This is a genomic window from Massilia sp. YIM B02763 (assembly GCF_030412015.1).
Taxonomy (GTDB): Bacteria; Pseudomonadota; Gammaproteobacteria; order Burkholderiales; family Burkholderiaceae_D; genus Telluria.
In genome coordinates, this window is record NZ_JASNRD010000009.1 from 47,566 (window position 1) to 59,883 (window position 12,318).

The following is a 12,318-nucleotide window of genomic DNA, read 5'->3' on the forward strand; positions in this document are numbered from 1 at the left end:
CTGGTTCCTTAAGGGATGGACGAAACCAGTAAATGCAGCAGTTTTATATTGACCCTACACTTGAAATGGTTTCTCTTTCATCCCTTAAGGTAACTTCCGGCAAGCCGGCCGGGGTGCGCTGCGTGCAGCTGGACGAGGACAACGGTTGCCGCATCTTCGGCCAGCCGGGCCGGCCGCGCGTCTGCGGCAGCCTGCCGCCCTCGCACGAGATGTGCGGCACGACGCGCGAGCACGCGATGTTCTTCCTGGCCGAGCTGGAACGATTGACGTCCTGACAAGCTCGACGAGCGACTCTTGCCTCCGGCGAAAAAAGCACCACCTGAGATTTGTAACTCGACGGTTAGTCCCTTCATGGTAAGCTTGCGGCCCGCGCCGTTCCCTTCCGCAACGTTTCCCGCAACCTGAACAAGATCACCACATGGACATCATTCTCGCCCTCAAAGCGATCATCATGGGCCTCGTCGAGGGCTTTACCGAATTCCTGCCGATCTCTTCCACGGGTCACCTGATCCTGGCCGGCAGCTTGCTCGATTTCACGACCGAAAAGGCAAAGGTGTTCGACATCGCCATCCAGGCCGGCGCCATCCTCGCCGTCATGTGGGAATACCGCGCGCGCATCGGCGCCGTGTTTTCGGGCATCACGTCCGAGCCGCGCCAGCAGAAGCTGGTCGTCAACCTCGCCATCGCCTTCCTGCCGGCCGCCGTCCTCGGCTTCCTGTTCGCCAAGGCGATCAAGGAACACCTGTTCACGCCCGTGCCCGTGGCCAGCGCCTTCATCATCGGCGCGCTCGTGATCCTGTGGGCGGAAAAGCGCCACAAGACGCTGCCCGGCTCGCACCGCGTGGCCACCGTCGACGACATGACCATGCTCGACGCGCTGAAGGTCGGCTGCGCCCAGTGCTTCGCCCTGATCCCGGGCACCAGCCGTTCCGGCTCGACCATCATCGGCGGCATGCTGTTCGGCCTGTCGCGCACGGCCGCCACCGAATTCTCGTTCTTCCTCGCGATCCCGACGCTGCTGGCCGCCACCGTGTACTCGGTGCTGAAGGCGCGCCACGAGCTGTCGATCGCCGACCTGCCGCTGTTCGGCATCGGCGGCCTGGCCGCCTTCGTGTCCGCCTTCCTGTGCGTGCGCTGGCTGCTGCGTTACATCAGCACGCACGACTTCACGATCTTCGCCTGGTACCGTATCGTGTTCGGTGTGGTCGTGCTGGTCACCGCCCACTTTGGCTGGGTGGTGTGGGCTGACTAATCGCACCCGGTTCCCATCGAAGGATCGATTGACATCATGACGAGCGACATCCAGCAACGCGCGCTGCACGTCTTGGAGACGGTGTTCGGCTATCCCGCCTTCCGCGGGCAGCAGGCCGACATCGTCGAGCACGTGGCGGCGGGCGGCGACGCGCTCGTGCTGATGCCCACGGGCGGCGGCAAGTCGCTGTGCTACCAGATCCCCGCGCTGCTGCGCGACGGCGTCGGCGTCGTCGTGTCTCCGCTCATCGCGCTGATGCAGGACCAGGTCGACGCGCTGGCCGAAGTGGGCGTGCGCGCCGCCTTCCTGAACTCCACCCAGACCTTCGAGGAAACGCTGCGCATCGAACGCATGGTGCGCACGGGCGAGCTCGATCTCGTCTACGTGGCGCCCGAGCGCCTGATGACGCCGCGCTGCCTGGAACTGTTCGAGTCGGCGCACATCTCGCTGTTCGCCATCGACGAGGCCCACTGCGTCTCGCAATGGGGCCACGACTTCCGGCCGGAATACATCCGCCTGTCGATCCTGCACGAGCGCTTCCCGCACGTGCCGCGCATCGCGCTGACGGCCACCGCCGACCAGATGACGCGCGCCGAGATCGCCCAGCGCCTGCAGCTGGAAGAGGCGCGCCAGTTCGTCTCCTCGTTCGACCGCCCGAACATCCGCTACTCCATCGTCGAGAAGACCAACGGCCGCAAGCAGCTGCTGGACTTCATCACGACCGAGCACCCGGGCGACTCGGGCATCGTCTACTGCCTGTCGCGCAAGAAGGTCGAGGAAACGGCCGAATTCCTCAACGAGAACGGCATCCGCGCCCTCGCCTACCATGCCGGCATGGACCACCAGCTGCGCGCGTCGAACCAATCGCGTTTCCTGCGCGAGGACAATATCGTGATGGTCGCGACGATCGCCTTCGGCATGGGCATCGACAAGCCGGACGTGCGCTTCGTGTGCCACCTCGACCTGCCGAAGTCGCTCGAAGGCTATTACCAGGAAACGGGCCGTGCCGGCCGCGACGGCCTGCCGTCCAGCGCCTGGATGGCGTATGGCCTGCAGGACGTCGTGCTGCAGCGCCGGATGATCGACGAATCCGACGCCGACGAGAATTTCAAGCGCGTGCTGAGCTCCAAGCTCGACGCCATGCTGGGCCTGTGCGAGACGCTCAGCTGCCGCCGCATGCGCTTATTGGAATATTTCGGCGAGCGCTCCGGCCCCTGCGGCAACTGCGACACCTGCCTGATCCCGCCCACCTCGTTCGACGCCACGGTGCCCGTGCAGAAGCTCTTGTCCGCCATCTACCGCGTCGACCAGCGCTTCGCCGCCGGCCACGTGATCGACGTGCTGCGCGGCGTCTCGTCCGAGCGCGTGGTCCAGTGGCACCACGACAAACTGACCGTGTTCGGCGTCGGCACCGACCGCGGCGAGCAGGAATGGCGCGCCATCGTGCGCCAGACCATCGCCCTGGGCCTCGTCACCGTCGACCACGACGCCTTCAGCTCCCTCAAGCTGACGGAAGCCGCGCGCCCCGTGCTGAAGGGCGAGCAGAAGGTGCAGCTGCGCCAGTACCAGAAGCCCGTCAAGCCCAAGCGCACGTCGACGCCGCGCGGCAGCTACGAGGAAATGGAACTGTCCAAGTCCGAGCAGGCCGTGTTCGACAAGCTGCGCTGGTGGCGCATGGAGACGGCGCGCACCCATGGCGTGCCGGCCTACGTCGTGTTCCAGGACGCCACGCTGCGCGAGATCGCCAAGGTCAAGCCGACCTCGCTCGACCAGTTGCGCGGCGTGTCGGGCGTGGGCGAGAAGAAGCTCAATTCCTACGGCGACGAGATCGTCAACATCATCAGCGAGATGGTCTGACGCTCAATCCCGGAACAAATGCGCGAACGTCCGGCTGACGGTCAATTTTTCATCGCACCCGCGCAACAGCACCTGCATCCGCTCCGCATCGATGCGCTCGGCCGCCGCGATCGCCGTCGCGTTGACGACGGTGCCGCGGTGGATCTGCCAGAAGCGCTCGCGGTCCAGCCCTCCCAGCAAATCCTTCAGCGGCGTGCGCACCAGTGCCTCGTAGTCGCGCAGCACCACGCGCGTGTACTTGGTGTCGGACTGGAAGAACAGTACCTCGTCGACGTCGATCACGCGGATCTGCCGTCCCACGCTCGCCTTCAGCCAGCGCGTGCGCTCCGGACGCATGCCGGGCAATGTGGATTTCAGGTGGGCGAGCAGGTCGCCCAGGTCGGCCGGCGGATGGGGCACGGCGGCATCGAGCTTGTCGCGGATGCGCGCCACGGCCTTGCCGAGGCGGTCCGCCTGCACGGGTTTCAGCAGGTAGTCGACGGCGCCGGCGTCGAAGGCGTCGACGGCGTACTGGTCGTAGGCCGTCACGAACACCACGTGGGCCAGCTTGCCGATGCGCTGCGCCACCTCCAGCCCGGACAGGCCGGGCATGCGGATGTCGAGGAAGGCCACCTGCGGCTCGTGTTCCAGGAAGCCGTCCCAGGCATCGTTGCCGTTTTCCGCGGCCAGTACCACGCGCGCCTCGGGCCAGGCCACGGCCAGCAGTTCCAGCAGGCGCTCGCGCATCAGCGGTTCGTCTTCGGCGACCAGGACCGTCGTCATGCGGCCTCCGCAGGGCGCGCGCAGGGAAGCGCGATCTCGGCCACCAGGCCCGGGTCGGCGTCTTCCAGCACCAGGCGGGCCGCCTCGCCGTAGGCCAGGCGCAGGCGGTGGCGCAGGTTGTCCAGGCCCATGCCGGTGCCCGCCACCTTGTCCACGATGACACTCATGCCGACGCCGCTGTCGGCCACGCGCAGCCGCAGCATGCCGTCGTCGAGATGGGCGGACAGCGCGATCTCGCCGCCGCGCAGCGCCGGTTCGATGCCGTGCTTGATCGCGTTCTCGGCCAGCGTCAGCAGGATCATGCTGGGCACGCGCACCTCGACCAGCGCGCGCGGCAGGTCCACCGAAAAACGCAGGCGTTCGCCCAGGCGTACCTGCATCACCTTCAGGTAGGACGCGACCAGGCCGAACTCCGCTTCCAGGCTGACCTGGTCGCAGCGCATGTCGCCCAGGCTGGCGCGCAGGAAGGCGATCAGGTCGGCGGTGAGTTCGGCCGCGCGCGGCGCGCCGTGCTGGGCCAGCTGCTGGACGGCGCCCAGGGTATTGAACAGGAAGTGCGGCTCGATCTGGGCGCGCAGCAGGCGCAGCTTCGATTCGGACAGTTCGCGCGCGAGGCGCTCGCGCTCGGCGTCGGCCTGCAGCTGGGCCGTGAGCAGCTCGTACTGGCGGTTGCGCAGGATGCCGACGGCGATCATCGGTACCGCGAACAGCAGGCCGGCGCCCAGCAGCACGGCCAGGAAACCGGGGACGACGTCCCACACCGCGCCGATGCGCGTGTCCGTCATGACCAGCACGCCGTAGGCCGTCACGACGCCGCAGACCACGGTCGCCAGCACGATCTTGCCGAGCACGGTCCATTTCTTGCGGACGATCTTGCGGTAGTTGAACCACACGCCGACGATGCCGATGACCATACTGAAGCCGGCCGCGTTCGCCACCACCACGGGCGCCACCCAGTTCGCATGGAGGAACAGCAGGTTCAGCAGGACGCCGATGCCGGTGAACAGCAGGGCCAGCTTGCCCATGGCGAGCCAGCCGCGCCAGCCCCGGTAGTCCGCCGAAAACGCGAGCAGCTGGCTGCGCTCGATGGCCGACAGGGCAGCGACCTGCTCGGCGGCCCGGCGGCGGTAGCCGGCCGGCACCCGGGCCGCCAGCGCCGGTTGCGCGAGCACGGCGAGGAGCTCGTGCTCCCATTCGCGATGCCAATCCCGGATCCTGCGCCACATGACGGCCTCCTGTTCATTACTATTTAGCAATGATCATAGTGTAGGAGGCCCTGCCGCCGCTGCAAAGTGCCTGGCGACGGACGACGAGGACAAGGGGACGAAACACGGTAGGGTGGACGGGTTTCCCGTCCACGCGTTCGGCACACGTCGGTTGAACGCGTGGACGGCAGAGCCGTCCACCCTACCGAAGTTGGCTGCTTATTTTTTGGTGAACACGAGGTCCCACACGCCGTGGCCCAGCTTGATGCCGCGGTTCTCGAACTTGGTCAGCGGACGGTAGGCCGGCTTCTCGGCATAGCCCTCGGCCGTGTTCTGCAGCAGCGGCTCGGCGCCCAGCACTTCCAGCATCTGGACCGCGTAGTCTTCCCAGTCGGTGGCGCAGTGGATGTAGCCGCCCGGCTGCAGCTTCTGGCACAGCAGCTTCACGAACTCCGGCTGGATCAGGCGACGCTTGTTGTGGCGCGCCTTGTGCCACGGGTCCGGGAAGAACACGTGCACGCCGGCCAGCGAACCGTCGGCGATCATGTTGTTGAGCACCTCGACGGCGTCGTGCTGGATCGCGCGCAGGTTGGTGACGCCTTCCTCGCCGATCAGTTTCAGCAGGCTGCCCACGCCCGGCGTGTGCACCTCGACGCCGATGAAGTCCGTGTCCGGCATTTCCTTGGCAATGTGGACGGTGGAGCCACCCATGCCGAAGCCGATCTCCAGCACCAGCGGCGCGGTGCGGCCGAACGGGGCGTGGAAGTCGAACGGCTCTTTCCGGTATTCGATCAGGAATTGCGGGCCCAGTTCTTCCAGCGCGCGCGCCTGCCCGGTCGACAGGCGTCCGGCGCGCGTGACGAAACTGCGGATGCGGCGTTCGGTCGGGTCGTAGAGCATCGGACGGCCTTGCTCGTTCAGGGGCGTATCTGCGGACATGGGAGGAGAAAATGTGAGGAAAAAACGGCGGCCATTATAACCCGGCGCTGTGCCGCCCCGATCTCCGACATAATGGCTTTCTTCCCCAGGAGATGCCAGATGCAGCAAAAAAGCCACCCGATCGCCACCGAAGACAACGTCGCCCGCTACCAGCTCGCCTCCCTCCACTTCGGCACGCCCGGCCGCGGCAGGAAGGCCTATGTGCAGGCCTCGCTGCATGCCGACGAAGTGCCGGCCATGCTGGTCGCGCATTGCCTGCGCCAGGAGCTGGAAAAGCTCGACGCCGCCGGCAAGGTCAAGGGCGAAGTGATCCTGGTGCCGGTGGCGAACCCGATCGGCCTGTCGCAAGTCATCCACGGGGCGCCGTTCGGGCGCTTCGACCTGGCCACGGGCGTGAACTTCAACCGCTCGTACAAGCACGTGGCGGACGACCTGAAGGTGTCCTTGCAGGGCAAGCTGGGGCCGGACGCGGCGGCCAACGCGGCCCTCGTGCGCGAGCACGCGCGCCGCTCGGTGGCGTCGTGGGTGCCGAAGAACGCGACCGAGGAACTCAAGAAAACCCTGCTCGGCATGGCGATCGACGCCGACGTGATGCTCGACCTGCACTGCGACAACGAGGCCGTGCTGCACCTGTACACGGGCACGCCGCTGGCGGACGACGTCAAGCCGCTGGCCGCGCTGCTGCAGGCGCATGCCGTGCTGCTGGCGAAGGAGTCGGGCGGCGAGCCGTTCGACGAAGCCTGCAGCCGCGTGTGGTGGGAACTGGCCGAGCACTTCGGCGCGGCGACGCCCATTCCCATGGGCTGCATCGGCGTGACGGTCGAGCTGCGCGGCGAGAACGACGTGCGCTACCACCTGGCCGAGAAGGATGCGCGCGCCCTGCTCCAGTACCTGGCGCGCCTGGGCATCGTCGAGATGGAACACGACCCGCTGCCGGCGCCGCTGTGCGCGCCGACGCCGCTGGAAGGCGTCGAGCCGCTGCACGCGCCGCAGTCGGGGGTACTGGTATTCCTGAAGAACCTGGGCGACCGCGTCGCGGCGGGCGATACGGTGGCGGAAATCGTCAACCCGGTCAGCGGCAGGACGATGCCCGTGAAGGCGTCGCAGGACGGCATCCTGTTCGCCAGCACGGCGCACCGGCACCTGGTGAAGGGGATGCATGTCTGTAAGATCGCGGGGGCGCAGGGGTATCGCACGGGGAATCTCCTGACGGCCTGAAACCTCGTCGTCCCTGCGAAGGCAGGGACCCAAGCTGAATGCGCATGGTGCTGGCTGCACGCCGCAGGGCCGCATGCCGTGCTTGGGCCCCTGCCTGCGCAGGGGCGACGTTGGTTGATGTCACGGCAATGCTCAGGCTGCGAGTGCCTGGTCCAGCAGATAGCGCTTGTCCAGCAGCGCCTCGATGGCATCGGCCGCCATCGGCCTGGCGATCAGGTAGCCCTGTACCTCGTTGCAATGCAGGTGGCGCAGGATCGCCAGCTGCTCGGCGTTCTCCACGCCCTCGGCCACCACCTCCATGCCCAGCGCGTGCGCCATCGACACGATCGCCTGGAAGAACACGGTGCCCTCCTTCGAGCGTCCCAGCTCGGCGGTGAAGGAGCGGTCGACCTTCAGCACGTCCATCTTCATGCGCTGCAGCTGCGACAGCGACGAATAGCCGGTGCCGAAGTCGTCCACGTGCAGCTTGATGCCCAGCGCGCGGATCGCGGCCAGTTCGGCCAGGATCTCGTCCTGGTCGCCCATCATCGCCGACTCCGTGATCTCGACTTCCAGCAGGCGCGCCGCCACGCCGTGGCGGCCCAGCGCCTCGGCCAGCTCGCGGTGCACGCCGCCGCGCAGGAACTGCTTGGGCGAGACGTTGATCGAGACGGGCACCGGGTCCAGTCCCGCCGCGTGCCAGGCGGCCAGCTGGGCGCAGGCCATGTCGATCACGATGGCGCCGATCGGCACGATCAGGCCGCTCGATTCGGCCAGCGGGATGAATTCGTCGGGACGGATCATGCCCAGCTGCGGATGCTCCCAGCGCAGCAGCGCTTCCATGCTGAGCAGGCGGCCGTCGCGGGTGTCCACGCGCGGCTGGTAGTGCAGCACGAACTGGCGCTGCTCGATCGCTTCCAGCAGGCGCTGGCGCAGCTGGGCGCGGGTCTTGAGGGTGCTCGACTGGGCCGGGTCGAAGAAGCGGTACTGGCCCTTGCCCTCGTTCTTGCCGGCGTACATGGCGATGTCGCTGTGGCGGATCAGCGTGGCGGCATCCAGGCCGTCGCGCGGGAACACGGAGATGCCGACCGAGGCGCCGATCATGTGCTGCTCGTCGGCGATGGCGAACGGTTTCGCGAACGCGCCGACGATGCGCGCGGCCACCGCCGCCACCTGCTGGTCGCTGTCGAAGGGGCTCAGGAGGACGATGAATTCGTCGCCGCCGAAGCGCGCCACGCGGTCGCCCGGACGCAGCTGCGACAGCAGGCGCTCGGCCGCGTCCTTCAGCAGGCGGTCGCCGACGGCGTGGCCGTGCGAATCGTTGACCTGCTTGAATTCGTCGAGGTCGACGAACAGCAGCGCCGCGCCGTGGCCGCCGGCCTGGGCATGCGACAGGGCCGCGGGCACGAAGTTGAGGAACCAGTGGCGGTTCGGCAGGCCCGTCAGGCTGTCCTCGTTGGCCAGGCGCGCCAGCTGCGCCTCGTGCTCCTTGCGCTCGCTGATGTCCTGCAGCGTGACGGCCAGTCCGTCGCCCACGCGCACCAGGCGGCGGTGGCCCCAGCGGATGTTCAGGCGGTTATCGTCGGGCATGCGCCGGTCTTCCTGGTGGAAGCCGACCGTCATCGCCTGGCGGTATTCCTCGATCAGTTCGGGCCCGCCGACGCCGCGGTCCAGCTGCGACACCAGGCCGCCGACGAGGCTCGTCCTCGTCATGCCGTAGAAGAAGGCCCCGCGCTCGTTGCAGTCGACGACGCGGAAGTCGACCACCTGGCCCCTGCGGTCGCGCACGGGGGCGACCATGTAGAAGCCGTCGTTGCCGCTTTCGGTGGCGGTGCGGTAGGCGCGCTGCACCTCGGACTGTTCGCGCGCCCGGCGCGCGGCGCGCAGCGACAGCGTGCTGGCCGCCGCCGACATCGCCAGCAGCACGGCGCAGGCCATGATGGTGTTGTTGCGGCTGGCGATCCAGTACGCCTCGGCCCCGGCCAGCGCCGCATCCTGGGACAGCGCGACCACCGCCACCAGCGGGTAGGCGGACGAACGGCGCCAGCCCAGCACGCGTGCGCGGCCGTCGCCGAATCCACCGGCCTTGGCGGATCCTTCCACCAGCTGGACGCCGCGCGCCACCGGCCAGCGGTCGGCATTCGCCGGCAGCAGCGAAGCGGACGCGCCGGTGCGCAGCGCGCCGCTGGCATCCTGCTCCACGCGTAGCGTGTTGCCGCTGCCGACCAGCGCCAGCAGGCTGCCCGCGCCCAGCGTCGGCGAGCTGACGAAGGAGGTGAAATAGGCGGCATCGACGGCCATCAGCAGCACGCCGTCGAATTCATCGTCGTTGGTATCCAGGCGGCGCGTGAACAGGATCGCGCCGCGCGCTTCCTCCAGCTCGGGCGGCGGGGCGCCGATGCGCAGGGCGGTCGAGATATTGTCGCGGTGCTCGACGAAGAACGGCGCCGCCGCCAGGCTCAGGCTGCGCTCGGCGATGCGGCTGGACGAGCGGATGTGGCCGTCGCGCCCGACCACGCTCACGCTGACGAAGGCGGCATCGGTGAACATGCCGTCGCGCCGCATGTCCTCGATCAGCGCGGGGTTGTGCGAATGCTCCCAGCTGTGCTTGAGCTGCATGGTGATCTGGTCCATCTGCGCGACCGAGCGCGTGACGTACTGTTCGTAGGCCTCGGCATAGGCGTCCGCTTCCTTGAACGCCTGCTCGGCGGCGCGTTTTTCCTCGCCGCCGGCGCGCAGGATGGCGGCGCTCCACAGCGCGGCGCAGGCGAGCAGCGCCAGGGCCGGCCACAGGAGCGCGAGGTAGCGGTGGGTGCGCGGGGCGGGCGGCGCGCTGGTCTTGGACATGGATGTATTGTCGAACGTCGTTTCTTCTCAGCAATACAGTGTAGGAAACGAACGTGACGGGGTGATGACAGGCGCGGCTCATCGCTTGAGCCGCGGGCTGTACACCGGGGTCAGAGTCCAACCTTCAACACCGGACTCTGACCCCTGCGCTAACGCCGCGCTTCCGCCTCGGCCAGCACCTCGTTGACCTCGTTGAGGTCCGCCGGCTTGACCAGGTAATGGTCGAAGCCGGCCTGGCGCGCTTCCTCGCGGTCCTGGCGCTGGCCGTAGCCCGTCAGCGCGACCAGCGTGGCGCCCGCGTTCTCGGGCTGGGCGCGCAGGCGCCGGGCCAGTTCGTAGCCGTCGATGTCGGGCAGGCCGATGTCCAGCAGCAGCACGTCGGGGCGCTCCTCCCGGGCCCGCGCCAGCGCGCCGCCGCCGTCGTATTCGACGCTCACCGCATGGCCCTGCACCTCGAGCAGGGCGGCCAGCATCTGGGCGGCGTCGACGTTGTCGTCCACCACCATCACGCGCAGGCAGGCATCTTCGCCGGCGCCGGCGCCGCGCGCCGCGGGCGCTTCGGAGCGCAGGCCCGCCGGCGGCGCCACCCGCGGCAGGCACAGGGAAAAGGCGCTGCCCTGCCCCAGCCCGGGGCTCTCGGCGCGCACGCTGCCGCCGTGCAGGGCGATCAGGCTCTTCACCAGCGCCAGGCCGATGCCCAGGCCGCCCTGGGAACGGTCCGGCGTGCGCTCGGCCTGGGTGAACAGGTCGAAGATGTAGGGCAGCACCTCGGGCGCGATGCCGACCCCGGTGTCGCGCACGGTCACGTAGACCAGCTCGCCTTCCGTGTGCACGGCGAGCCCGATGCTGCCGCCCGGCGCCGTGTACTTGGCCGCGTTGTTGAGGATGTTGGAGATTACCTGGACCAGGCGCGTGCGGTCGCCGATCACGTGGGCGGGCTCGCCGGACAGCTGCAGCGTGAGCGAGTGGCGGCGCGCGTCGACCAGCGGACGCACCTGCTCGACGGCCGCGGCCACGATCACGTTCAGGTCCAGCTCTTCCTTCTCCAGCGTCACCAGGCCGCGCGTGACGCGCGAGACGTCCAGCAGGTCGTTCACCAGGTCCGTCATGTGCTCGGCCTGGCGCGCGATGATGTCGCTCGCGCTGGCCACGCTGCGCGGGTCGGTGCGGCCCAGCTTGAGCAGCTGGGCGGCGGTGACGATCGGCGCCAGCGGATTCCTCAGCTCGTGCGCCAGCATGGCCAGGAACTGGTCCTTCTGGGCGTTCGCCGCGCGCAGCTCGTCCTCGACCTGCTTGCGGCTCGTCACGTCGGCCCCTTCGACGAAGATGCCGGTGACGCTGCCGGCGGCATCGCGGATCGGCTGGTAGACGAAGTCGATGTAGCGCTCTTCCAGCGGCCCCTCGGGTTCGCGCTGCAGGCGCACCGGCAGCGCGGTGCCGACGAACGGCTCGCCGCTCGTGTACACGCGGTCCAGCAGTTCGAAGAAACCCTGCCCCACGACTTCCGGCAATGCCTCGCGCGCGCTCTTGCCCAGGATCTGGCGGTGCCCGATGAGCTGCATGTAGGAGCCGTTGGTCAGCTCGAACACGTGCTCCGGTCCGCGCAGCACAGCCATGATGCCCGGCGCCTGGGCGAACAGCCCGCGCAGGCGCTCGTTTTCCGCGTCGCGGTATTTCTCGGCCAGCACCTGCTCGGTGACCTCGACGCAGGCGCAGTACATGCCGGCGACGACGCCGTCCTCGTTGCGCACGGGAGAGTAGGAGAAGGTGAACCAGGTCGGCTCCTCGTAGCCATGGCGGTTCATCACCAGGTACATGCGGTCCGCATAGGTCGCCTCGCCCTGCAGGGCGCGCTCGACCATGGGGCCGATGTCGTGCCAGATCTCGGCCCAGATGTCGTGGAACGGGCGGCCCAGCGACGCCGGATGCTTGTCGCCCAGCACTTCGCGGTAGGAATCGTTGTACAGGAAGCCGAGCTGCTCGCCCCATGCCACGAACATCGGAAACTTGGAATTGAGCATCAAGGCGACGACCGTGCGCAGCGCCTGCGGCCAGCCGCGCGGATCGCCCAGCGGGGAAGCGGACCAGTCGTGGGCACGCATCATGGCGCCCAGTTCGCCGCCGCCGCTCAGGAACATCAGGGCGCCGGCATCGGTGCCGGTGGCGGTGGCGGGACGGGCTGCATGTTCGTCGGGCCGGTGGTCTTCTGCGGGCATGATGGGAACTGGGTAAATCGACGGTCCCAGTGTGCCATAAGCC

General features: G+C 68.2%; 9 protein-coding genes. 4 read left to right on the forward strand and 5 right to left on the reverse strand.

All coding sequences use genetic code 11. The features are described 5' to 3' along the window. Positions 1 to 65 precede the first annotated feature (65 nt). The 3 genes from QPK32_RS13405 (at position 66) to recQ (ending at position 3,109) form a co-directional block, all read left to right on the forward strand. Positions 66 to 275 carry a Fe-S-cluster oxidoreductase gene (locus QPK32_RS13405; protein ID WP_308632550.1) on the forward strand — a complete coding sequence of 70 codons (210 nt, stop codon included), beginning with the start codon at positions 66 to 68 and terminating at the stop codon, positions 273 to 275. 143 nt (positions 276 to 418) lie between these two features. Continuing rightward, positions 419 to 1,252: an undecaprenyl-diphosphate phosphatase gene (locus QPK32_RS13410; protein WP_290413319.1), complete on the forward strand. Its 834-nt coding sequence runs from the start codon at positions 419 to 421 to the stop codon at positions 1,250 to 1,252. A gap of 36 nt (positions 1,253 to 1,288) precedes the next feature. Further along, the gene (gene recQ, locus QPK32_RS13415) at positions 1,289 to 3,109 is read left to right on the forward strand and encodes a DNA helicase RecQ (RefSeq protein ID WP_290413320.1); all 1,821 of its coding nucleotides are present in this window, start codon (positions 1,289 to 1,291) and stop codon (positions 3,107 to 3,109) included. Positions 3,110 to 3,112: 3 nt separating this feature from the next. Here the strand turns inward: recQ and QPK32_RS13420 are convergent, their stop codons facing one another. The 3 genes from QPK32_RS13420 to trmB form a co-directional block, all read right to left on the reverse strand. Beyond that, the gene (locus tag QPK32_RS13420) at positions 3,113 to 3,871 is read right to left on the reverse strand and encodes a LytTR family DNA-binding domain-containing protein (protein WP_290413321.1); all 759 of its coding nucleotides are present in this window, start codon (positions 3,869 to 3,871) and stop codon (positions 3,113 to 3,115) included. Beyond that, the gene (locus QPK32_RS13425) at positions 3,868 to 5,097 is read right to left on the reverse strand and encodes a sensor histidine kinase (protein ID WP_290413322.1); all 1,230 of its coding nucleotides are present in this window, start codon (positions 5,095 to 5,097) and stop codon (positions 3,868 to 3,870) included. The genes QPK32_RS13420 and QPK32_RS13425 overlap by 4 nt, the downstream gene beginning before the upstream one ends. 198 nt (positions 5,098 to 5,295) lie before the next feature. After that, on the reverse strand, positions 5,296 to 5,976 hold the full coding sequence (trmB, locus tag QPK32_RS13430; RefSeq protein ID WP_290413453.1) for a tRNA (guanosine(46)-N7)-methyltransferase TrmB: 681 nt from the start codon (positions 5,974 to 5,976) through the stop codon (positions 5,296 to 5,298). A gap of 138 nt (positions 5,977 to 6,114) precedes the next feature. Here trmB and QPK32_RS13435 point away from each other — a divergent pair, with 138 nt between their 5' ends. Next, the gene (locus QPK32_RS13435; RefSeq protein WP_290413323.1) at positions 6,115 to 7,233 is read left to right on the forward strand and encodes a succinylglutamate desuccinylase/aspartoacylase family protein; all 1,119 of its coding nucleotides are present in this window, start codon (positions 6,115 to 6,117) and stop codon (positions 7,231 to 7,233) included. A 132-nt stretch (positions 7,234 to 7,365) separates the two neighbouring features. On the opposite strand, the gene QPK32_RS13440 is transcribed toward QPK32_RS13435, so the two are convergent. Continuing rightward, the gene (locus tag QPK32_RS13440) at positions 7,366 to 10,059 is read right to left on the reverse strand and encodes an EAL domain-containing protein (RefSeq protein WP_290413324.1); all 2,694 of its coding nucleotides are present in this window, start codon (positions 10,057 to 10,059) and stop codon (positions 7,366 to 7,368) included. 149 nt (positions 10,060 to 10,208) lie between these two features. Continuing rightward, positions 10,209 to 12,275 carry an ATP-binding protein gene (locus QPK32_RS13445; RefSeq protein ID WP_290413325.1) on the reverse strand — a complete coding sequence of 689 codons (2,067 nt, stop codon included), beginning with the start codon at positions 12,273 to 12,275 and terminating at the stop codon, positions 10,209 to 10,211. Between the last annotated feature and the right edge of the window lie 43 nt (positions 12,276 to 12,318).